Origin of the sequence: Streptosporangium sp. NPDC051022, assembly GCF_040683035.1 — a bacterium.
In the GTDB taxonomy this organism is placed as follows: Bacteria; Actinomycetota; Actinomycetes; order Streptosporangiales; family Streptosporangiaceae; genus Streptosporangium.
The window spans coordinates 79014-99211 of record NZ_JBFBCF010000022.1 but is presented as its reverse complement, the minus strand read 5'-3'; the positions used below and the strand labels follow the sequence as shown (position 1 = coordinate 99211).

22 protein-coding genes are annotated in these 20198 nt (G+C 71.9%); 15 read left to right on the top strand and 7 right to left on the bottom strand.

All coding sequences use genetic code 11. The features are described from left to right. The first annotated feature begins 51 nt into the window (after positions 1 to 51). Entirely contained in the window at positions 52 to 834 is a 783-nt protein-coding gene (locus AB0N02_RS30550; RefSeq protein WP_363953449.1) for a hypothetical protein, read from the top strand. A gap of 71 nt (positions 835 to 905) precedes the next feature. Here the strand turns inward: AB0N02_RS30550 and AB0N02_RS30545 are convergent, their stop codons facing one another. After that, on the bottom strand, positions 906 to 1250 hold the full coding sequence (locus AB0N02_RS30545) for a hypothetical protein (protein WP_363953447.1): 345 nt from the start codon (positions 1248 to 1250) through the stop codon (positions 906 to 908). Between the two features lie 112 nt (positions 1251 to 1362). Between AB0N02_RS30545 and AB0N02_RS30540 the strand changes: the two genes are divergently transcribed. Next, positions 1363 to 1968: an alpha/beta family hydrolase gene (locus tag AB0N02_RS30540; RefSeq protein ID WP_363953445.1), complete on the top strand. Its 606-nt coding sequence runs from the start codon at positions 1363 to 1365 to the stop codon at positions 1966 to 1968. Between the two features lie 11 nt (positions 1969 to 1979). Here AB0N02_RS30540 and AB0N02_RS30535 read toward each other — a convergent pair whose 3' ends face one another. Together AB0N02_RS30535 and AB0N02_RS30530 are read right to left on the bottom strand one after the other, a co-directional pair. Further along, positions 1980 to 2171 carry a DUF5999 family protein gene (locus tag AB0N02_RS30535; RefSeq protein ID WP_363953443.1) on the bottom strand — a complete coding sequence of 64 codons (192 nt, stop codon included), beginning with the start codon at positions 2169 to 2171 and terminating at the stop codon, positions 1980 to 1982. Between the two features lie 358 nt (positions 2172 to 2529). Beyond that, a complete protein-coding gene (locus AB0N02_RS30530) occupies positions 2530 to 3117 on the bottom strand; it encodes a TetR/AcrR family transcriptional regulator C-terminal domain-containing protein (protein ID WP_363953441.1) in 588 nt (195 codons plus the stop codon). 294 nt (positions 3118 to 3411) lie between these two features. On the opposite strand from AB0N02_RS30530, the gene AB0N02_RS30525 reads away from it, so the two are divergent. Continuing rightward, on the top strand, positions 3412 to 3813 hold the full coding sequence (locus AB0N02_RS30525) for a hypothetical protein (RefSeq protein ID WP_363953439.1): 402 nt from the start codon (positions 3412 to 3414) through the stop codon (positions 3811 to 3813). Between the two features lie 78 nt (positions 3814 to 3891). On the opposite strand, the gene AB0N02_RS30520 is transcribed toward AB0N02_RS30525, so the two are convergent. Then, positions 3892 to 4530: a GntR family transcriptional regulator gene (locus AB0N02_RS30520; protein WP_363953437.1), complete on the bottom strand. Its 639-nt coding sequence runs from the start codon at positions 4528 to 4530 to the stop codon at positions 3892 to 3894. A 270-nt stretch (positions 4531 to 4800) separates the two neighbouring features. On the opposite strand from AB0N02_RS30520, the gene AB0N02_RS30515 reads away from it, so the two are divergent. Beyond that, positions 4801 to 5445, top strand: a complete 645-nt coding sequence (locus tag AB0N02_RS30515; protein WP_363953435.1) for an NAD(P)H-dependent oxidoreductase — start codon at positions 4801 to 4803, stop codon at positions 5443 to 5445. Further along, complete coding sequence (locus tag AB0N02_RS30510; RefSeq protein ID WP_363953433.1) at positions 5442 to 5756, top strand: multidrug efflux SMR transporter; 315 nt, start codon at positions 5442 to 5444, stop codon at positions 5754 to 5756. Before AB0N02_RS30515 ends, AB0N02_RS30510 begins: the two co-directional genes overlap by 4 nt. A gap of 111 nt (positions 5757 to 5867) precedes the next feature. Here AB0N02_RS30510 and AB0N02_RS30505 read toward each other — a convergent pair whose 3' ends face one another. The 3 genes from AB0N02_RS30505 to AB0N02_RS30495 all read right to left on the bottom strand — a co-directional run bounded on the left by AB0N02_RS30505 (position 5868) and on the right by AB0N02_RS30495 (position 9038). Continuing rightward, positions 5868 to 7220 carry an RNA polymerase sigma factor gene (locus AB0N02_RS30505; RefSeq protein ID WP_363953431.1) on the bottom strand — a complete coding sequence of 451 codons (1353 nt, stop codon included), beginning with the start codon at positions 7218 to 7220 and terminating at the stop codon, positions 5868 to 5870. A 183-nt stretch (positions 7221 to 7403) separates the two neighbouring features. Further along, positions 7404 to 7814: a hypothetical protein gene (locus AB0N02_RS30500; RefSeq protein WP_363953429.1), complete on the bottom strand. Its 411-nt coding sequence runs from the start codon at positions 7812 to 7814 to the stop codon at positions 7404 to 7406. 48 nt (positions 7815 to 7862) lie between these two features. After that, entirely contained in the window at positions 7863 to 9038 is a 1176-nt protein-coding gene (locus tag AB0N02_RS30495) for an AMP-binding protein (RefSeq protein WP_363953582.1), read from the bottom strand. 137 nt (positions 9039 to 9175) lie between these two features. Between AB0N02_RS30495 and menB the strand changes: the two genes are divergently transcribed. From menB to trxA, 10 genes are all read left to right on the top strand, one after another. Then, entirely contained in the window at positions 9176 to 10021 is an 846-nt protein-coding gene (gene menB, locus AB0N02_RS30490; protein WP_363953580.1) for a 1,4-dihydroxy-2-naphthoyl-CoA synthase, read from the top strand. 129 nt (positions 10022 to 10150) lie between these two features. Further along, entirely contained in the window at positions 10151 to 11806 is a 1656-nt protein-coding gene (gene menD / locus AB0N02_RS30485; protein ID WP_363953427.1) for a 2-succinyl-5-enolpyruvyl-6-hydroxy-3-cyclohexene-1-carboxylic-acid synthase, read from the top strand. Between the two features lie 116 nt (positions 11807 to 11922). After that, entirely contained in the window at positions 11923 to 12594 is a 672-nt protein-coding gene (locus AB0N02_RS30480) for a DedA family protein (protein WP_363953425.1), read from the top strand. A 78-nt stretch (positions 12595 to 12672) separates the two neighbouring features. Then, positions 12673 to 13155, top strand: a complete 483-nt coding sequence (locus AB0N02_RS30475; RefSeq protein WP_363953423.1) for a general stress protein — start codon at positions 12673 to 12675, stop codon at positions 13153 to 13155. A gap of 179 nt (positions 13156 to 13334) precedes the next feature. Beyond that, positions 13335 to 15284: a molecular chaperone DnaK gene (gene dnaK, locus AB0N02_RS30470; RefSeq protein ID WP_363953421.1), complete on the top strand. Its 1950-nt coding sequence runs from the start codon at positions 13335 to 13337 to the stop codon at positions 15282 to 15284. Next, complete coding sequence (locus AB0N02_RS30465; RefSeq protein ID WP_363953419.1) at positions 15277 to 15837, top strand: nucleotide exchange factor GrpE; 561 nt, start codon at positions 15277 to 15279, stop codon at positions 15835 to 15837. Before dnaK ends, AB0N02_RS30465 begins: the two co-directional genes overlap by 8 nt. Then, positions 15837 to 16784 carry a J domain-containing protein gene (locus AB0N02_RS30460; RefSeq protein ID WP_363953417.1) on the top strand — a complete coding sequence of 316 codons (948 nt, stop codon included), beginning with the start codon at positions 15837 to 15839 and terminating at the stop codon, positions 16782 to 16784. The genes AB0N02_RS30465 and AB0N02_RS30460 overlap by 1 nt, the downstream gene beginning before the upstream one ends. A gap of 46 nt (positions 16785 to 16830) precedes the next feature. After that, positions 16831 to 17151 carry a chaperone modulator CbpM gene (locus AB0N02_RS30455; RefSeq protein ID WP_363953415.1) on the top strand — a complete coding sequence of 107 codons (321 nt, stop codon included), beginning with the start codon at positions 16831 to 16833 and terminating at the stop codon, positions 17149 to 17151. Then, positions 17133 to 19739: an ATP-dependent chaperone ClpB gene (gene clpB / locus AB0N02_RS30450; protein WP_363953413.1), complete on the top strand. Its 2607-nt coding sequence runs from the start codon at positions 17133 to 17135 to the stop codon at positions 19737 to 19739. The genes AB0N02_RS30455 and clpB overlap by 19 nt, the downstream gene beginning before the upstream one ends. A gap of 12 nt (positions 19740 to 19751) precedes the next feature. Then, positions 19752 to 20198 (top strand): thioredoxin, encoded by a 447-nt coding sequence (gene trxA, locus AB0N02_RS30445; RefSeq protein WP_363953411.1) that lies wholly within the window; start codon positions 19752 to 19754, stop codon positions 20196 to 20198.

Below are 20198 nucleotides of genomic sequence, written 5' to 3'. Positions count from 1 at the left end.
GGGCCCCGAGTCGTTAGGCTCGGGGCGATTCCTTATCCGGAAGGACCCTGCATGCCAGAGGTGGACACCCGTCCCTTGGACACCGCGCGCAAGCTGGCCGAGGACGGTGACCTTGACGGTGCCGCGAGGATCTTCGCGGAACTCGCCGCGGACGCGGCCGGCCCCAACCGGGCCCAGGCGGCGGTCGGCCTCGCGGTGGTGCTCCAGGAGCGCGGAGACGTGGCGGGCGCCAGGGCTGCCGCCCGCACCGCGCTGGCGACGGGGCATCCCGAGTTCGCCGCCCAGGCCGCCTGCCTGCTCGCCAGGAGCTTCGAGCGGGAGGAGCTGACCGACCAGGCCAGGGCCGCCTGGCAGGCCGCCCTCGGGGCGGGCAACCCCGCCTACGCCCCGTCGGCGCACATGGGCCTGGCCCGGCTGGCCGAGGACCGAGGCGAGACCGAGGAGGCCCTCAGGGCCGCCCTGGCGACCGCGGAGCCGGAGATCTCCTCCCAGGCGGCCCAGTGGCTGGCCGAGCTCCTGCTCGACGAGGGAGAGGCGGGCGAGGCGGCCGGAGTGCTCCTGGAGGCTCTGTCGGTGCCGGACGTCACGGACGTGGCGAGGCTGCGGGTGCTGCTGGGCATCGCCCACCTCGAACTGGCCTGCCTCGAGCTCACCCGGGCCGTCGAGGAGGGCGGCGACGCCGGGACCGGCGCGCTGGCCATCGAACTCCTGGCCCGCACGCTCCCGCTCAGGGGCCGTGACGAGGACGCCGAGCAGGTGTGGCGCTACGGCCTGGACAGTGAGGACCCGGACCTCGCCGAGGAGGTCAGGCTCCGGCTCAACCGCGGCGTCTGAGCGTTCGTCCCCTCACCCCGTATGGATCCGCCCCGCCGGATCCGTGGGGTCCCTCGTGCGGCGGGCCCGGCTCAGTCGCGGCTGCGCCAGCGGCCGATCGCGTGGGCGAAGTTGATCGCCACGATGCCGCCCCAGGCCAGCAGCAGTCCCGCGGTACCCGCGTTGCCCGCCGCGATGGCGGTCAGCGGAATGCCGATGCCCATCGAGCCCAGCGCGATCGTGATGGCGGGGTTGCCGCCCTTGCGCGGTGGAGGCGGCGGCGGGGCGTAGGGGTGATGGGCACGGAAGCCGTTCCCCTCCATCTCGGCGCGCACGCGGGCGGCGATGGTCGCGTCAAGGCGCTCCACGAACGACTCGATGAGCGCGGCCTCGTAGTCCGGGCCGAGGTCGCGCCGGGCCTCGATGGTGGCGCGCATGTCCTGTCGGATATCTTGATGCTCCTGCACGTTGTGATTGTCCGCTCATCTCCGCCTCATGGCATCGGCCGTTAGGACTAGATCTGTGTCCATCCGAAGTACGGCGCGGCTCATGGAGATCACAACGGCCCACGGCCCGGCCAGGGCGGAGATCGACGAGGTGGCCGATCCCCGCTTTCTATTGGTGCTCACCCACGGATCGGCCGGGGGAGTGGACGCTCCCGACCTGCTGGCCGTGCGGGACGCGGTGCTGCCGATCGGCGGGACGGTCGCCCGGGTGCTCCAGCCGTTCCGGATGCGGGGCGCCAGGGCGCCCGGCTCGGCGGTCAAACAGGACGAGGCCTGGACTGAGCTGGTGGGCGAGATCCGCCGTCACTACCCGGAGTTGCCGCTGACGCAGGGAGGGCGGAGCAACGGGGCCCGTGTCGCCTGCCGTACGGCTTCGCGTACGGGGGCCGAGGCGGTCGTCGCGCTGGCCTTCCCGCTGCACCCGCCGGGCCGGCCGGAGAGGTCTCGCGCGGGCGAGTTGCGGGCGGCGGGTGTGGACGTGCTGGTGGTCAGCGGGGAGCGTGACCCGTTCGGTGTTCCCGAGGCGGCGGACGCCTCGCGCCTGGTGGTGCTGCCAGGTGAAGGGCACGACCTCAAGAGGGATCCCGCGAGGGCGGGCGAGGCGGTGGCACAGTGGCTCGGCGCGAGGACGCGGCCGCTCCCGGAGTGACGCTCAGGCGGTCAGGAGACGCCGGCCAGCGGACGGTGCGGCTCGATGACGGCACCGTCGGGCAGGAGCTCGCCGGTGTCCTCGAACAGCACCACACCGTTGCAGAGCAGGCTCCATCCCTGCTCGGGGTGTGACGCCATCGTGCGGGCGGCTTCACGGTCCAGCGCCTCGGCGGACGGACAGGACGGCTGGTGCGGGCACATCGGCGTGCCTCCGGATCTCTCTTGTCGGCTCGCCGGATAGACATCGGGCAACCGGTGGTTACCGCGTCACCGATGGGATTTCCGCTCCCATCGTTCGACGGGGGACGAGCATCTGGTGGACATATGGCTGTGCGGCCTCGAACGGGGTGAGGCGCGCACATCAGGCAGATCAAGTGTGCGATCTGGATCGCATCCCGCGACATAGCCCGTTAGGACTGTTTGCGAACTCTGGAGAATGGTCCTTCGGAGCCCTCGGGGGTGTGACCTAAAGCACAGGATGCCTCATAAGGGACATCTGGCCAAGAGGAACACGCCGTCTGGCGGGTAAAAAACGATCGGCCGCGGGTTTCTTTGCCGTTCAGCGTGCGTTCAGGCCCGCCAGGAGCGCGCTCAGGCCGTGCTCGAAGTCGGCGTCGGCCGCCGTGGAACCGCCGCCCCTCGACGGTGGAAGCCACGGTTCGTCGTCCTCCCCGGACGGCTCGGCCCAGCCGGACTGCTGCACCTCCACCGCCACCGCGCCGAAGACGTAGGCCCGCAGCGCCCGCACCGCCTGGGCCGGGTCGGGGAGCCCGGCGTCGGTGAGCTGCTCGATCTGCTCCCTGAGGGCGATCGCGGTGCGGCCCTTCGGCGGCTTGGTCAGCGCCAGCGCCAGCACGCCCGGATGCTCCCTGAGCGAGGCCCGGCTCGCCCGGCACCAGGCCCTCGCGCTGTCCTGCCAGCTCCCGGCGGCCTCGACGTGGACGGCGGTGACGTGCTCGGCGAGGGCGTCCATCAGGGCCTCCTTGCCGCGCGGCAGATGGTGGTAGATGGCCATCGCCTCCACCTGGAGCGCGTCGCCGAGCCGCCGCATCGTCAGCCGCCGCAGCCCCTGGCTGTCGGCGATGTGCAGGGCGGCCTCGATGATGCGCTCCCTGGAGAGCGGGACGGGTGGTCGTTTGGCGGGCATGGGGCCGATCCTGTCATCGGTGACCTTACTGCGTAAAGGGCGCCGCGCCGGGAGAGCCCGTACCGCCGCGGCGCGCGAGCCCCGATCTCCGGGGTGGGGGAGGGCGAGGGCCGGTGCCGGGGGTGTCCGGGCGCGTGTGGCTCCCCGGCCGTGGGTGACCGGCCCGACGCCGTCCCCCGCGGAGGCGTCCCGGGTGCGCGCGGCTCCCTGAGTGCGTGATCCGGGGGCGGACGGCGTAGGCTACAGCCGGGATCTGCCGGGATGTGCCCGGCGACGGGCGAGAGAGGGCAGACGATGGCGTTTTTCCGACCGAGCGTGAGCCGGGAGGCGGAGGTTCGTCACCACGCTGACCAGGAGGTCGGGAAGAGCTTCCCCGAGCTTCTGGAGAAGGCGCGCGCGGCGGAGGCCGAGCTGCGGGCCAGGCAGGCCGCCGCCGCCTCTCCCGGGGACCTCAGGGCCGCCGGGCTGGCCTTCGACAAGGCGCTGACCGACGCGCTGTACGCGGCCGAGGCCGGCCAGCGGGCGACGTTCGGCGTCAAGTCCTACGACGACCGGATTCGCCGCCGCAAGGGCAAGGCGACCCCCAAGGGCGCGGAGTGGACCGCGGAGGTCGACCGGCTGCGCACTCTTCGCGAGGAGAACCGTCTGACCGGCATCGCCCGCGTCCCGCGCCCGGTCACCGGCGTCACCCGCTGACCCGCCGGAACGTCACCGTCCCCGGCGGCGCCCCGGGGCGGTAGGTCCGAAGGACCATTCTCCAGAGTTCGCAAGCGGTCACCCCGCCGCGATGTCCGGCCCCCGGGGATCCGCGTGGCCGAGCACGTGGTCGCGGAGCATCCGCCCGGCGGCCGGATCACGCCGCCGGAACGCCTCGGCGATCGGTTCGTGGGCGGCGGCGTCCTCGTGGAGCTCGGCGTCGAACAGGCGCATCGACAGATGGGTCCACACCTCGACGCCGAGCGACTCCCACACGTCCCGCAGCAGGACGTTGCCGGAGGCGCGGACGATCTCCCGGTGAAAGGCCGTGCCGTGCTCGATCCGCCCGGCCGTGTCGCCGTTCAGCGCCGCCTCGCGCAGGCGCGTCACATGGCGCTCCAGCGCCTCCGGGTCGACCGATGGCAGCGCCAGGGCGGCCGCGATCTCCTCCAGGCCCGCCCTGACCTCGCGGATCTCTCGCAGGTCCGACTCGGTGAAGGCCCGGACCCTGGCCCCCTTGTTGGGGGTCGACTCGACCAGGCGGAGCGTCTCCAGCTCCCTGAGCGCCTCGCGGACCGGCGCCTGGCTGACCTCCAGCTCGGCGGCGATCCGCCGTTCGACGATGCGCTCGCCGGGCTGCCAGCGCCCACTGACCAGCCCGTCCAGGAGAACCCGGCGGATCTGGTCGCGGAGCGGGACGCGCACGAGTGAGGACACCGGTCCACCCTACCCGGGGTGCTTTTGCCGTTCAATGATCGATCATTGCGCATTTGGATTTGGGAGGCCGGGTGGTGAGAGGGGCCGAGAGCCGGAGCGCCGGAGGTGAAGGGCCGGGGTGACCGGGCCGAGGACTGAAGGGCCGGAGACGAGCCGGAGGGGGGAGGGGGGCGGTCCCCGGGGCAATCATGTGGACAGGATGTCCGCTTATCGTTAAGCTGACCAAGTGGACAAAGCGTCCACTTTATCGGCATCGAGGACCGGAGAACCATGAGCCGCCTGCTGCACCTGGACGCCAGCGCCCGTCGCGAATCCTTCTCCCGTGACCTGTCGGGGATCTACGCCCGGGCGTGGCGCGCCGCCAACCCCGGGGGCGGATACACCTACCGGGACCTGGCGGCGGACCCGGTCCCGCACATCGGCCAGGCGTGGACCGAGCTGTGCGACCACGTCCTGGCCCACGGCATCACCGACATCGGCCGCTACCGGGAGGCGGTGCGGACGCCCGCCCAGGCGGAGGCCTGGGCGATCGTGGAGCCACTGCTGAGCGAGCTGGAGTCAGCCGACGTCGTGCTGATCGGAACGCCGATGTACAACTACTCCGTCCCCTCGGCGCTGAAGGCCTGGATCGACCAGGTGACCTTTCCCCGGATGAGGCTCACGGGCCGGGCCTTCGTCGTCGCGGGCGCGCGGGGCGGCGCCTACGGCCCCGGAACGCCCAGGGAACCCTTCGACCACGAGGAGCGCTACCTGCGCGACTTCTTCCTCGGCCACTTCGGCGTCGAGGACGTCACGTTCGTCCACGCGGAACTGACCAACGCGCTGGTCGATCCGGCGCTGGCGGGCCTGCGTGGCGAGCACGAACGTTCCGCGGCCGCCGCGCGGGAGCTCGCCGGGAAGACGGCCGTACGGTGAGCTGGGTTCTGCTCGTCCTGGCCGGGCTGGTGGAGATCGCCTGGTCGCAGAGCATCAAACCGACCGAGGGGTTCACCCGTCCCGTCCCCACGGTGATCTGCTTCGTCCTGGCGGCCGTCGCGGTGTGGCTGCTGTCGAAGGCCATGCAGGACCTTCCGGTCGGCACCGCCTACGCCGTCTTCACGGGGATCGGCGCCGTCGGCGCCATCACCCTCGGTGTGGCGCTGCACGGCGACCCGCTGAGCGCCGGCCGTGTCGCGGCGCTCACGCTGATCGTCGGCGGGATCGTGCTGGCCCGCGCCCTCGGCTGATCCGCCCGGCACGGAGACGTCCGGCACGGAGACGGCCGGCACGGAGACGGCCGGCACGGAGACGGCCGGGCGGCGCCGCGGACGGAGGTAGCGACGGCGCCCGGCGCGAGGTCAGCTGGCCCAGTCGAGCAGCGGGCGCGTGTTGCTGGGGTGACGCAGCTTGGACAGGGACTCCTTCTCCAGCTGGCGGATGCGCTCGCGGGTCAGGCCCAGGTGCTTGCCGATCTCGTCGAGGGTGTGGGGCTTGCCGTCGACGAGCCCGAAGCGAAGCGCCATGATCTTGGCCTCCCTGGGGGAGAGGTTGCCCAGCACCCCGCGCAGCTGCTCGCCGAGCAGCTGGCGGTCCACGACCTCGGAGGCCTCGGGCGAGTCGATGTCCTCGATGAGGTCGCCGATCGTGGTCTCGCCGTCGTCACCGATGGTGGCGTTGAGGCTGATCGGCTGGCGGCTGGTGCGCAGCAGCTCCTCGATCTGGTCGGGGGTCTTGTCCAGCTCGACCGCCAGCTCCTCCGGCGTGGGCTCACGGCCCAGACGCTGGTGCATGTCACGCTCGACGCGCGACAGCTTGGAGAGCATCTCCAGGACGTGGACGGGCAGGCGGATGGTGCGCGCCGAGTCGGCGAACCCGCGCTGGATGGCCTGGCGGATCCACCACATGGCGTAGGTGGAGAACTTGTAGCCCTTGGTGTAGTCGAACTTCTCCACCGCGCGGATCAGGCCGAGGTTGCCCTCCTGGACCACGTCGAGCAGTGCCATGCCGCGGTCGGTGTACTTCTTGGCGACCGAGACCACCAGGCGGAGGTTGGCCTCCAGCATGTGGTCCTTGGCGCGGCGGCCGTCGGCGGCCACCCACTCCAGGTCGTCGCGCATGGCGGGGGACAGGCCAGGCTCGGCCTCCAGCTTGGACTCGGCGTACAGCCCGGCCTCGATCCGCTTGGCGAGCTCGACCTCCTGGGCGGCGGTGAGCAGGGTGCGGCGGCCGATCGACTTGAGGTAGGTGTGGACCGAGTCGCCCATGACCGAGGACTGGTCGTCCAGGTCCATGGTCTGCTCGGCCTCCAGCTCCGCCTCGTCGGCGGCGGCGTTCCACTCCGCCTCGTCCGCCTCCGGGCCGAGATCGGCCGGATCCCCCGCGGGGCCCCCGGACTCGGCCTTCGTGCCGTCCGTGGCCTTCTTCGCCGGGGCGGTCTTGGACTTGCGGGCGGCGGTCTTGCGGCCGCCCGTCTTGGCCGCGGCCTTCTTGGTGGCGGCGGCCAGCGCGGGCTCGTCCTCGGCGGCCAGGATGACTCCCGCCTCGGTGAGATCCCGCAGGATCGACCGGCCCTCGGTGGGGCTGATCCCCGCCTCCGCGAAGGCATGACGCAGCTCCGCGAGTGAAAGGTGACCCTGGACTCGCCCTCGGTCAAGAAGCTGCTCGAGGGTCGTCGGGGCCTCCGATGAGGTCGCCACGGCGGTTTGGGGCATGAGGACACCTCCTCCATCACGGAGTCGTCTGTTCACAGATTGTTGGGTGGGGCGGTCCGGGGCCGCTCAACGCACCAGTACCAATAACCCCAGCCAAGAACTTTCTGTTCCCGACTTGACGGGGAAAATAAGATGGGTGGTCGTTCGGAGGCGATCCACCCCCTCACCGGTGCGGGGCAGGGGTTACTCGTTGACGTCCACCGGGCCCTCGACGGCGGGCATGGGGAACGGCTTGGCCTCCTGCATGCGCTGCTCGGTCCAGTAGGTCGTCACCTCTCCCGGATCGGGATTGACCTCCTTGGAGACCACCGTGTCGTCCGGGGGCGTCGTCCGGAAGACGGGCGGGACGTCGGACGGGTCCGTCCGCGGCGGGGCCGTGGGATCGGCGCCCTCCACCGCGCCACCCGGGCCGTCCGCCTCGGGGGTCCTCGCGGGACCCGTCCCGGAGCCCACGCCGGCCTCGCCGGTCTCCGCGTCCCTGCCGACGCCTCTGTCGATCCTGCCCGCCGAGGCCGCGGCCGTCACGGAGATGCCGCCCGCGAGGATCGCGCTGACGAGCCCGGCGGAGACCCACGTCCTGCGGGTGATGTGCATCGGTTCGTCCTTCCTGCTTCGGCTGTCTGTTTGACGTGCCGGGATGTTCTACGGTTCCCGCCGAAGACCATAACGGAGGGCCGCAAGGTCCGGCTTGCCATTGGACAAAAGTGGAATTTCAGGCATGACGACCAGTTCGGCGGGGGCCGCGTAGGCGGGCAGCCGCTTTTTGACGAAGGCACGCAGGTCGGCCAGGCTCGGGGGGGCGGACGAGACCACGACGGCGACCACCCGCTCGCCCCATTCGGGATCGGGGCGGCCGACCACGGCGGCGTCGGTGATCGCGGGATGCTCCGCCACGGCGGCGGACACGGCGGCCGCCACGACCTTCTCGCCGCCGGTGTTGATGACGTCGTCGGCACGGCCCAGCACGCGCAGCCGCCCCTCGGACAGCGTGCCGAGGTCGGAGGTCAGGAACCAGTCGCCGTCGCGGGCCGCGCCGGTCAGGTCGGGGCGCAGCCGGTAGCCGGAGAACAGCACGGGGCCCGCGACGCGGATACGCCCGTCGTCGCCGATTTTCAGATCTACATCGTAAAGGGGGGCGCCGTCGTAAACGCACCCTCCGCAGGTCTCGCTCATCCCGTAGGTGGTCACCACCCTGGCCCCGGCCGCCCTGGCCTCGGCGAGCAGGCCGGGGGAGGCGGCGGCGCCCCCCAGCAGGATCGTCTTGAAGACCGACAGGTCCGCGGGGAGCAGGCGGCGCAACTGCGTCGGCACCAGCGAGACGTGCCGGGCGCCGCTGGCGAGCACGGCCTCGGGGGAGAAGCCGTCGTGCACGATCGGCTCGGTCCCGCTCAGCAGCGACCTGACCAGCACCTGCAGGCCGGAGACGTGGGAGGGAGGCAGGCAGCACAGCCAGCGCTCGCCGGGACGGGCGTCCAGCCGGAGCAGCGAGGCCGAGGCGGACGCGCGCAGGGCGGCGGCCGACAGCTGGACCCCCTTGGGGGTGCCGGTCGTGCCGCTGGTGGCGATGACGACGGCCACCTCGGCGGGCACCCCGACGCCGTGCTCCCGCCGTACCCCGTTGACGTGGGTGGGGCGCAGGGCGTCGAGCGTCGCCCGCAGTGCCGGGGCGGGCAGCGTGGGCGGCAGGGGCAGCACCGCGGGGCCGTCGCCGTCGAGCGCCGCGGCGACGGCCCGGAACAGCTCGGGCCCCGCGGGCAGCACGACGGCGTGCAGCTCTCGCGGCCCGGAAGGCGACTCCGCGTGCACGGGACCGGTCATCACAGTCGTAAGGTTAGTGCCGGGAAGTCGGATAACGGCCGGGAGCACCCCGGCGCGGCGGAAGGGGCACAGCGATCGTGAGCACGGAGCGAGTCGAGCCGGGCACTGAGGAGCGAGTGGTGGGCGAGGCGAAGGCCGTGCCGGCGAGCGTCCAGACGCGCGCCGCCGACTGGAAGCGGTCGGGGGACTACGAGGACATCGTCTACGAGATCGCCGAGGGCATCGCCAAGATCACGATCAACCGGCCCGAGCGGCACAACGCGTTCCGCCCGACGACGCTCTTCGAGCTCAAGGACGCCTTCAACGTCGCCCAGGAGGACCCGGAGATCGGTGTGATCATCCTCACCGGCGCCGGGGACAGGGCCTTCTGCTCCGGCGGTGACCAGAAGATCCGCGGTGACGACGGCTACGTCGACAAGTCGACCCCGCACGTGGGCCGGCTGAACGTGCTGGACCTGCAGGTGCAGATCCGCCGCTGCCCCAAGCCGGTCATCGCGATGATCGCCGGTTACGCCATCGGCGGCGGCCACGTGCTGCACGTCTGCTGCGACCTGTCCGTCGCCGCGGAGAACGCGGTCTTCGGCCAGACCGGCCCGAAGGTCGGCTCCTTCGACGGCGGCTACGGCTCCTGGCTGCTGGCCGAGACCGTCGGCCTGAAGCGGGCCCGCGAGATCTGGTACCTCTGCCGTCAGTACGACGCCAAGACCGCCCTCGACTGGGGCCTGGTCAACACGGTGGTCCCCCTCGAGCGGCTGGAGGAGGAGACCGTCGCCTGGGCCAGGGAGCTGATGGAGAAGTCGCCGCTGGCGCTGCGCATGCTCAAGGGCGCGCTGAACGCGGTGACCGACGGCGCCGCCGGCATGCAGCAGTTCGCCGGTGACGCCACCCTCCTGTACTACATGAGCGAGGAGGCGCAGGAGGGCCGCGACGCCTTCAAGGAGAAGCGCGCCCCCGACTTCGGCAAGTTCCCGCGCAGGCCGTAACAGGCCGGGCGTCATGAGCGGAACCCGGGCCGGTCTCGGAACACGCCGTCCCGGGCCGGTGGAGGCGGCACCGGTCCGCTACCAGAGGCGTCCGACCGCCAGGACGCGACGACCAGAGGAGGCAGTGCGGTGAACCCCGCCACCGCGCTCGCGACCGTGCTGGTCGACGAGCTCGTGCGCTGCGGCCTTAACGACGTGGTGCTCGCACCGGGCTCTCGCTCGGCCCCGCTCGCCCTCGCCGCGCACGCCGACAGCCGTATCCGTCTGCACGTGCGCATCGACGAGCGCTCGGCCGCCTTCCTCGCCCTGGGCCTGGCCCGGCGAGGGGAGCGCCCGGTCGCGCTGGTGTGCACCTCGGGCACCGCGGCGGCCAACTTCCACCCCGCGGTCGTCGAGGCCCACGAGTCCGGGGTGCCGCTGCTGCTGCTCACCGCGGACCGGCCGCCCGAGCTGCGCGACACCGGCGCCAGCCAGACCATCGACCAGGTCAAGCTGTACGGCACGGCCGTCCGCTGGTTCAGCGAGGTCGGCGTGCCGGAGGACCGGCCCGGCCAGGTCGCCTACTGGCGGTCGCTGGCCTGCCGCGCCTACCAGCGCTCGCTGGGCCCGTCCGACCCGGGCCCGGTCCACCTCAACCTCGCCTTCCGCGAACCGCTCGTCCCCGACGGCGACGACTCCTGGTGCGAGCCCCTCGACGGCGACGCCAACGGGCCGTGGATCCGCGCCCGGGTGGCGCCCCCGGCGGTCGCGCTGCACCTGCCGCCGACCCGCAGGGGAGTGCTCGTCGTCGGAGACGGCGCGGCCAACATGCGCAGATACGTCGCGGCCGCGGGAATGGCCGGGTGGCCGGTGCTGTCGGAGCCCAACGGCGGCGCCCGCTACGGGGACCACGCGATGTCGACCTACCACTTCCTGCTCGGCACCCCGGAGTTCGCCGACCGGCACCGCCCCGAGCTCGTGGTCACCCTGGGCCGTCCAGGCCTGTCCCGGCCGCTGCTGAACTGGCTCAGGCACGCCGACGAGCACGTCGTGGTCGCCCCCGACCTGACCCGCTGGCCCGACCCGACCCGCTCGGCGACCCAGGTGGCGCAGGCCGTCGAGATCCCGGTCGCCGCCGGGGACGACGCCTGGCTGCGCTCCTGGCGGCGGGCGGACGCCGCGGCCAGGGCGGCGATCGACGAGGTGCTGGACGGGGCCGGGCTCAGCGAGCCGCGCCTGGCACGCGACCTGGTCGACCTGCTGCCCAACGGGTCGCTGCTGTTCTCCGGCTCCTCCATGCCGATCCGCGATCTCGACCAGGCGATGCGGCCCCGGCGGGGGCTGCGGGTCCTGGCCAACCGGGGCGCCGCCGGCATCGACGGCGTGGTCTCCTCGGCGATGGGCGCGGCGCTGGCGCACAACGGCCCCACCTACGCGCTGATGGGCGACCTGACGTTCCTGCACGACCAGAACGGGCTCATCCTCGGCCCCCGTGAGCCCCGGCCCGACCTTTGCCTGGTCGTGGTGAACAACGACGGCGGCGGGATCTTCTCGCTGCTGCCCCAGGCCGCGCTGCGCGACCCGTTCGAGCGGATCTTCGGCACCTCCCACGGGGTCGACCTGGCCCACGTCGCCGCCGCCACCGGCACCCCGTACACGTTCGTGAGCGAGCCCGACCAGCTTCCGAAGGCGCTGCGCGGGGAGGGCGTGCGGATCGTCGAGGCCCGCACCGACCGGGAGCCGAACGCGGTGCTGCACGCGATGATGCGCGACGCTGCCCACGCGGCGATCCGCGAGGTCATCTGACGGCACTCGGGACCGTTCCCGGCGGCCCGCTCCGCGGGGTCCCACGGGATCCGCCGAGGTGGGAAAGGCCTCGCGCCGGGCCTGGACGGTCCGGGTGACGCAATAGGGTGACGGGCATGCATGTCGACGAGTGGCTCCAGGCGATCCCCTCCGTGTGGGTCTGCGTCCTGGTCGGACTGGTGATCGGCATCGAGAGCCTCGGCATCCCGCTGCCCGGCGAGATCGTCCTGGTCAGCTCGGCGCTGCTGGCGGCCAAGGGCGTGGTCGACCCGCTCTGGGTCGGCATCTGCGCCAGTGCCGGGGCCGTCGTCGGCGACTCGATCGGCTACGCCATCGGGCGCAGGGGCGGCAAGCCCATGTTCGACCGGCTCGGGCGCAGGTTCCCCAAGCACTTCGGCCCGGAGCACATCGGCAGGGCCCAGCGCTACTTCCACCGTTACGGCATGTGGACGGTGTTCTTCGGGCGGTTCATCGCGCTGCTGCGCATCCTGGCGGGCCCGCTGGCGGGCGCGCTGCACATGCCGTACTGGAGGTTCCTGATCGCCAACGTGCTCGGCGGCGTCGCCTGGGCGGGCGGGACGACCGCGGTGGTGTACTACCTGGGCATCGCCGCGGAGAGATGGCTGCGGGGCTTCTCCTGGGTCGGGCTGGTGGTGGCGCTGCTGTTCGGCGCCGCGACCACGCTGATCGTCAAGCGCAGGGCGGCCAGGATGGCCGCGGAGGAGGAAGAGGAGACGCGGGAGCGGCCGAGTTCCGGCGAGCCGGGAGAGCCCGTCGGCGCGGGCTGATTACCAGACCTGGGGATGTGCGGATGCCGCACCCTCATCACGCTGGGTGAAACGAACTCACCGTGAAGGGGAAGTCCCATGGGACTTGACGACACTCTCACCGGCTACGAACAGGTGGCCACCTACACCAGCTACCCGGAGGCCCAGCGGGCCGTCGACTACCTTTCGGACCAGCGGTTCCCCGTCGAGCACGCGATGATCGTCGGAATGGACCTGCGGATGGTCGAGAAGGTGATGGGACGGCTGACCTACATGCGCGCCGCCGGAATGGGGGCGGGGACCGGCGCCTGGCTGGGTCTGCTGATCGGCCTGTTCTTCGCCGTCTTCACCCCGGGCCGCTTCCCCTGGAGCCTGGTGCTGTGGAGCCTGCTCTGGGGCCTGGTGGCCGGAGCGATCTTCGGGCTCATCGCCCACGCCTTCACCGGCGGCAAACGGGACTTCCTGTCCTCCAGCTCGATCGTCGCCAGGCGTTACGAGCTGCTGATCACGACGCCCCAGGCGGCCGAGGCGCGCAGGCTCCTCGAAACCGGCATCGCGCAGCCGCACCTGGCCGGGCCGTAGCCGGGGCGGCGCTCCCCGGACCGGGCGGCCCCGGAGGCGGCGTCCCGGCCGGTCGGCCGCCGCGGGACACGCGCTTCCTCCGGCGGCAGAACTGTCAGATCTGAGGATGTGGCGGCGCGCCCCGAAGACCAGTGTCGGCGGTACAGCGCGCACAACAGGGCCACGAGGGGGAGATCAGCATGGCCAAAGCAGTCGGGATCGACCTGGGCACCACCAACTCGGTGATCGCCACGATGGAGGGCGACAAGCCCACCGTGATCCCCAATGCCGAAGGGTCGCGCACGACACCGTCGGTCGTGGCCTTCACCGAGGACGGCGAGCGTCTGGTGGGACAACTGGCCAGGCGCCAGGCGATCCTCAATCCCAAGGGGACGATCTACTCGGCCAAACGCTTCATCGGACGCCGGTACGACGAGGTCACCAGCGAGATGAACGCCGTGTCGTTCGACGTGGTGTCCGGCCCGGACGACGCCGTCCGCTTCCAGGTCCGCGGCAAGCAGTACGCGCCGGAGGAGATAGCGGCCCTGGTCATGCGCAAACTCGTCGACGACGCCTCCAAGTTCCTCGGGGAGAAGATCACCGAGGCGGTCATCACCGTGCCGGCCTACTTCAACGACTCCCAGCGCCAGGCGACCAAGGACGCGGGAAAGATCGCCGGGCTGGAGGTGCTGCGGATCATCAACGAGCCGACCGCGGCCGCCCTCGCCTACGGTCTCGACCGCAAGGAGAACGAGACCGTGGTCGTCTTCGACCTGGGCGGCGGAACGTTCGACGTCAGCATCCTGACCATCGGCGACGGCGTCGTCGAGGTGCGCGCGACCGCGGGCGACACCCACCTCGGCGGCGACGACTTCGACCGCCGCATCGTCGACTACCTCGCCGACGAGTTCCAGCGCGACAACGGCATCGACCTGCGCACCGACCCCCAGGCCCTGCAACGGCTGTTCGAGGCCGCGGAGAAGGCCAAGGTCGAGCTGTCCTCGGTGACCCAGACGCAGATCAACCTGCCGTTCATCACGGCGGACGCCTCCGGCCCCAAGCACCTGAACACCACGCTGCGCCGGGCGACGTTCGAGGAGATCACCTCTGACCTGCTGGAGCGGTGCAAGGGACCCGTCGAGCAGGCCATGGCCGACGCCAGGCTCACCCCGGACGACATCGACGAGGTCATCCTGGTCGGCGGGTCGACCCGGATGCCGGCCGTACAGAACCTGGTGCGCCGGATGACCGGCGGCAAGGACCCGAACATGACGGTCAACCCCGACGAGGTCGTGGCACTCGGCGCCGCGGTACAGGCCGCCGTCATCAAGGGCGAGCTGAAGGACGTCGTCCTGCTCGACGTGACGCCGCTGTCGCTCGGCATCGAGACGCTCGGGGGCATCATGACCAAGGTCATCGAGCGCAACACGACGATTCCGGCACGTCGCAGCGAGGTGTTCAGCACCGCCGAGGACAACCAGAACGCCGTCGACGTCGTGGTGCTCCAGGGCGAGCGCGAGCGCGCCGCGGACAACCGAGCCCTCGGCCGCTTCCGCCTGGAGAACATCAGGCCCGCGCCGCGCGGTGTGCCCCAGGTCGACGTCACCTTCGACGTCGACGCCAACGGGATCCTCAACGTCTCCGCCAAGGACAAGGACACCGGCGCCGAGCAGCGCATCACCATCAGTGAGAGCTCGACCCTCGACAAGAGCGAGGTCGAGCGGATGGTCAGGGACGCCGAGCAGCACCGGGACGAGGACCTGCGGCTGCGCCAGCTCGTCGACGCCAGGAACGAGCTCGACAGCGTCGCCTACCAGGCGGAGCGGCGCCTGTCCGAGCTGGGGGACGCGGTGCCCGTCCACGAGAAGGCGCGGACCGAGATGCTCGTCTCCGACGCCCGCGAGGCGATCAAGCAGCACGAGACGCCGATCGACCGGCTGCGTTCCCTGACCGGCGAGCTGCAGCAGGTCTACCAGAGTCTCGGCGCCTCCGCCGCGGGAGCCGGGGGAGCAGGGGGAGCAGGAGCAGGGGGAGCCGGCGGCCCCGGCGGTCCCGGTGGTGGTCCCGGCGGCGGTGCCGGTGGCGCGGGCGGCGCCGGCGGACGGCAGGACGACGACGTCATCGACGCGGAGTTCACGACCGATGAGTGAGGCATCCGAGCGGCACGACGCCGACGCCCGTGAGGCCGGAGCCGGAGGGGCGGCCGCGCACGAGGACGGCACCGGCGCCGCCGGGTCCCGGGCGGCCGAGCCGCCGGAGCGGGTCACCGAGTTGCAGGAGCGGGTCGCCGAGCTGGAGGACCGGTGGCGGCGCGCCCTGGCCGACCTCGACAACCTGCGTAAACGGGTCAGCCGCGACGCCGCGAGGGTGCGTGCCGAGGAACGGGCGAGGGCGGCCGCCGAGTGGCTGCCCGTGCTCGACAACCTGGAACGCGCCCTGGACCACGCCGACACCGATCCGGCCTCCATCGTCGAGGGCATGCGGGCGATCCGCGACCAGGCGCTCGACGTGCTCGCCCGGCTGGGCTTCCCGCGCCGCGACGACACCGGTGCGAAGTTCGATCCCGCCAGGCACGAGGCGGTGGGCGTGCTCACCCAGGAGGGCACGCCCGACGGGACCGTCCTGCACGTGGTACAGCCCGCGTACGGGGACGGTGAACAGCAACTGCGGCCCGCGCTGGTCGTCGTCTCCAAGGCGGAATGATGCCACCGAACCGGGACTTCTACGAGATCCTCGGCGTGCCGAGGAACGCCGGTCAGGAGGACATCCAGCGCGCCTACCGCAAACTCGCCCGGGCCAACCACCCCGACGTCAACAAGGACCCGGTGGCCGAGGACCGCTTCAAGGACATCTCGGAGGCCTACAGCGTCCTGTCCGACCCCAAGACCCGCCGCCGCTACGACGCCTTCGGCCCCGACTTCCGCCAGGTCCCCGAGGACGTGGACCCGGAGACCTGGGCGCGCGCCAGGGCCGGGCGGGCCGGAGCGGGGCGCGGAGCGGGCGGATGGACCGGTCAGGCGGGCCCGGCGGGCTTCGAGGGCGTCGACATCGACGACCTCCTGGAGGGACTCTTCGCGGGCAGGGGAGGCCGGGCGGGCCGGGCCGGTCCCGGCTGGGGGCCCATTCCCGGTGCCGATCAGGAGGCCGAGATCGAGCTGAGCCTGGAGGAGGCCTACCGGGGCGGCCGCCGGGCGATCACCGTGGGGGGCCGCAGGATCGAGGTGGAGATCCCCGCGGGGGTGACCGACGGCCAGCGGATCCGGCTGGCGGGACAGGGCGGCAGGGGCAGCGACGGAGCTCCCCCGGGAGACCTCTACCTGATCGTCAGGATCGCGCCGCATCCCCGGTACCGGATCGAGGGCCGCGACATCCACCTCCGGCTTCCGATCACCCCGTGGGAGGGGGCGCTCGGCGCGACCGTCGCCGTCGACACGCCGGGCGGCGAGGCCAAGGTCAAGATGCCCGCGGGCACCTCCAGCGGGCAGCGGCTGCGGTTGCGCGGCCGGGGAATGCCCAATCCCCGGGGCCGGCCGGGAGACCTGTTCGCCGAAATACGGATCATGGTCCCGTCCCATCTCACCGACGAGGAGCGGGGGCTGTTCGAGCAGCTCGCCGCGGTCTCGTCGTTCGAGCCGGAGGGACGGCGATGACCCGCCCGCCGGCCGGAGCCCGGCGTCATGCACGGGGGAGGCGGAGATGATCTATTCCCTCGCCAGGCCGGAGCGCCTGGACATCGAGTCGTTCGCCAGGGTCACCGGGACGCACCCGGAACTGGTACGGCGCCTGGTCGCCCTGGGCGTGCTCGACGCGCAACGCGACGCGGCCGGGCGCCTGTGGTTCCCGGCGTCCCAGCTGGCCGCCATGGCCAGGCTCCAGCGGCTGCGCGCCGGGTTCGCGCTCAACTACGCCGCCCTCGGCCTCGTGGTCGACCTGCTCGACCGCATCGCCGAGCTGGAGAACGCCGCGCGTGACCGTTCCCGAACCACAGGAGGCCCGAAGTGGACGTCAACCAGCTGACGCAGAAGTCGCAGGAGGCGCTGCACGACGCGCAGACCAAGGCCCTTCGCTTCGGGCACACCGAGATCGACGGAGAACACCTGCTGCTGGCGCTGCTGGACCAGCCGGAGGGCCTCATCCCGAGACTGCTCCTGCGCGCCGCCGTCGACACCGAGCGGCTCAAGGACGACCTGGAGGCCGAGCTGAGCCGCAGGCCCCGGGTCAGCGGCCCCGGTGTCGACCCCGGCCAGGTCCGGGTGACCCGGCGCCTGTCGCAGCTGCTGGAGACGGCCAAACGGGAGGCCGACCGGCTCAAGGACGAGTACGTCTCGGTCGAGCACCTGCTGATCGCCCTGCTGGAGGAGGGGAGCGAGACCTCCTCGGGAAGGCTGCTGCACCAGCAGGGACTGAGCAGGGACGCCTTCCTGCAGGCGCTCACCGCCATCCGCGGCAACCAGCGGGTCACCTCGGCGATGCCCGAGGTCGCCTACGAGGCGCTGGCCAAGTACGGCCGGGACCTGGTCGCCGCCGCCGCGTCCGGCAAGCTCGACCCGGTCATCGGGCGCGACGCCGACATCCGGCGCGTCGTGCAGATCCTGTCGCGCAAGACCAAGAACAACCCGGTGCTGGTCGGCGACCCCGGAGTCGGCAAGACCGCCATCGTGGAGGGCCTGGCCCAGCGGATCAGCAACGGCGACGTGCCCGAGGGGCTCAAGGACAAGATGATCTTCAGTCTCGACATGGGCGCGCTCGTGGCCGGGGCGAAGTACCGGGGCGAGTTCGAAGAACGTCTCAAGGCGGTGCTCACCGAGGTCGTGGCCGCCGAGGGCAGGATCCTGCTCTTCGTCGACGAGCTGCACACGGTCGTGGGCGCGGGCGCGGCCGAGGGCGCCATGGACGCGGGCAACATGCTCAAGCCCATGCTGGCCCGCGGTGAGCTGCACATGATCGGGGCGACGACCCTGGAGGAGTACCGCAAGCACATCGAGAAGGACGCCGCCCTGGAACGCCGCTTCCAGCCCGTCATGATCGACGAGCCCTCGGTCGAGGACGCCGTCTCGATCCTGCGCGGCCTGCGCGAGCGGCTCGAGGTCTTCCACGGGGTGACGATCCAGGACGCCGCGCTGGTGGCCGCCGTGGTGCTCAGCCACCGCTACATCTCCGACCGGTTCCTGCCCGACAAGGCCATCGACCTGGTCGACGAGGCCTGCGCGATGCTCAGGACCGAGATCGACTCGATGCCCGCCGAGCTCGACGAGCTCACCCGCAGGGTGATGCGCCTGGAGATCGAGGAGGCCGCGCTGGCCAAGGAGGAGGACCAGCCGAGCATGGCCCGGCTGGAGGAGCTGCGCAGGGAGCTCTCCGACCTGCGCGCCGAGGCCGACGCCATGCGCGCCCAGTGGGAGGCCGAACGGCGCGCGCTGCGCAACGTCCAGGGGTTGCGCGAGGAGATAGAGCGCGTGCGGGCCGAGGCTGAGCGGGCCGAGCGCGACTACGACCTCAACCGCGCCGCCGAACTGCGGCACGGCAGGCTGCCCGAGCTGGAGCGGCGGCTGGGGGCCGAGGAGGAACGCCTGCGCAGCAAGCAGGGGGTGGGGCGGCTGCTGCGCGAGGTCGTCACCGAGGACGAGATCGCGATGATCGTCTCCCGGTGGACGGGCATCCCGGTCAGCCGCCTGCAGGAGGGGGAGCGCGAGAAGCTCCTGCACCTGGACGAGGTCCTGCACGAGCGGGTGATCGGCCAGGACGAGGCCGTGCAGTCGGTGTCCGACGCCATCATCAGGGCCCGCTCCGGCATCAAGGACCCGCGCCGCCCGATCGGGTCGTTCATCTTCCTCGGGCCCACCGGCGTGGGCAAGACCGAGCTGGCCAAGGCGCTGGCCGAGGCGCTGTTCGACACCGAGGACAACATGATCCGCGTCGACATGAGCGAGTACCAGGAGCGCCACACCGTCAGCCGTCTCGTCGGCGCCCCTCCCGGCTACGTGGGCTACGAGGAGGGCGGCCAGCTCACCGAGGCCGTACGGCGCAAGCCGTACTCGGTGGTGCTCTTCGACGAGATCGAGAAGGCGCACACCGACGTGTTCAACATCCTGCTGCAGGTCCTCGACGACGGGCGGCTCACCGACGGGCAGGGCCGGACCGTCGACTTCCGTAACACCGTCCTGATCATGACCTCCAACATCGGCTCCGTCTACCTGCTGGAGGGCGTCACCTCGAGCGGGGAGATCAAGCAGGACACGCAGGAGCGGGTCCTGGCGGAGCTGCGCTCGCACTTCCGGCCCGAGTTCCTCAACCGCGTCGACGACATCGTGATCTTCAAGCCGCTCACCGAGGCGGAGATCGAGCGCATCGTCGAGCTGATGTTCGGCGACCTGCGGGCGAGGCTCGACGAGCGGGGGATCCGCCTGGAGGTCTCGGAGGAGGCGCGCCGGTACATCGCCGAGCGGGGTTACGACCCGGTGTACGGGGCCCGCCCGCTGCGCCGGTTCATCTCCAGGGAGGTGGAGACCCGGATCGGGCGCGCGCTGCTCACCGGGGAGGCGCACGAGGGTGCCGTGATCCGGGTCGCCCTGGCCGAGGGCGAGCTCGCGGTCACCTACGAGTGAGGAGAGACGGGCATGTCGGCGAACATCGTGCGGTGCGAGAACTGCGGCAGGAGGAACAGGGTGCCCTCGGCCGCCGCGGGCGTCCCGAACTGCGGCGACTGCCACCGGCCGTTGCCGTGGATCGTCGAGGCGGGCGACGACGACTTCGCCGACGTGGTGGAGGCGTCGGGGGTCCCGGTGATCGTGGACTTCTGGGCGTCGTGGTGCGGGCCGTGCCGGATGGTCAGCCCCGCGCTCGACCGGATCGCCGGGGACCTCGCCGGCCGGGTCAAGCTGGTCAAGATCGACGTGGACCGGGCACCCAAGCTCTCCGAGCGCTTCGCGATCCGCAACATCCCCTACCTGATGGCGGTCGGCGCGGGGCACGTCGTGGCCGAGAGGGCGGGCGCCGCCCCGGAACCCGAGCTGCGCGCCTGGGTCGACCGGGCGATCGCGACGGTGGGGCGGGAGAGTGCCTGA

What these genes read in the sequence shown, in the direction of transcription:
- AB0N02_RS30460 (WP_363953417.1), top strand. Translation starts at nt 15,837, where the DNA reads ATGCCACCGAACCGGGACTTCTACGAGATCCTCGGCGTGCCGAGGAAC.
- AB0N02_RS30505 (WP_363953431.1), bottom strand. Translation starts at nt 7,220, where the DNA reads ATGCCCCAAACCGCCGTGGCGACCTCATCGGAGGCCCCGACGACCCTC.
- AB0N02_RS30540 (WP_363953445.1), top strand. Translation starts at nt 1,363, where the DNA reads ATGGAGATCACAACGGCCCACGGCCCGGCCAGGGCGGAGATCGACGAG.
- AB0N02_RS30495 (WP_363953582.1), bottom strand. Translation starts at nt 9,038, where the DNA reads ATGACCGGTCCCGTGCACGCGGAGTCGCCTTCCGGGCCGCGAGAGCTG.
- dnaK (WP_363953421.1), top strand. Translation starts at nt 13,335, where the DNA reads ATGGCCAAAGCAGTCGGGATCGACCTGGGCACCACCAACTCGGTGATC.
- AB0N02_RS30455 (WP_363953415.1), top strand. Translation starts at nt 16,831, where the DNA reads ATGATCTATTCCCTCGCCAGGCCGGAGCGCCTGGACATCGAGTCGTTC.
- trxA (WP_363953411.1), top strand. Translation starts at nt 19,752, where the DNA reads ATGTCGGCGAACATCGTGCGGTGCGAGAACTGCGGCAGGAGGAACAGG.
- AB0N02_RS30525 (WP_363953439.1), top strand. Translation starts at nt 3,412, where the DNA reads ATGGCGTTTTTCCGACCGAGCGTGAGCCGGGAGGCGGAGGTTCGTCAC.
- AB0N02_RS30515 (WP_363953435.1), top strand. Translation starts at nt 4,801, where the DNA reads ATGAGCCGCCTGCTGCACCTGGACGCCAGCGCCCGTCGCGAATCCTTC.
- AB0N02_RS30530 (WP_363953441.1), bottom strand. Translation starts at nt 3,117, where the DNA reads ATGCCCGCCAAACGACCACCCGTCCCGCTCTCCAGGGAGCGCATCATC.
- AB0N02_RS30535 (WP_363953443.1), bottom strand. Translation starts at nt 2,171, where the DNA reads ATGTGCCCGCACCAGCCGTCCTGTCCGTCCGCCGAGGCGCTGGACCGT.
- AB0N02_RS30480 (WP_363953425.1), top strand. Translation starts at nt 11,923, where the DNA reads ATGCATGTCGACGAGTGGCTCCAGGCGATCCCCTCCGTGTGGGTCTGC.
- AB0N02_RS30545 (WP_363953447.1), bottom strand. Translation starts at nt 1,250, where the DNA reads ATGCGCGCCACCATCGAGGCCCGGCGCGACCTCGGCCCGGACTACGAG.
- AB0N02_RS30465 (WP_363953419.1), top strand. Translation starts at nt 15,277, where the DNA reads ATGAGTGAGGCATCCGAGCGGCACGACGCCGACGCCCGTGAGGCCGGA.
- AB0N02_RS30475 (WP_363953423.1), top strand. Translation starts at nt 12,673, where the DNA reads ATGGGACTTGACGACACTCTCACCGGCTACGAACAGGTGGCCACCTAC.
- AB0N02_RS30500 (WP_363953429.1), bottom strand. Translation starts at nt 7,814, where the DNA reads ATGCACATCACCCGCAGGACGTGGGTCTCCGCCGGGCTCGTCAGCGCG.
- AB0N02_RS30550 (WP_363953449.1), top strand. Translation starts at nt 52, where the DNA reads ATGCCAGAGGTGGACACCCGTCCCTTGGACACCGCGCGCAAGCTGGCC.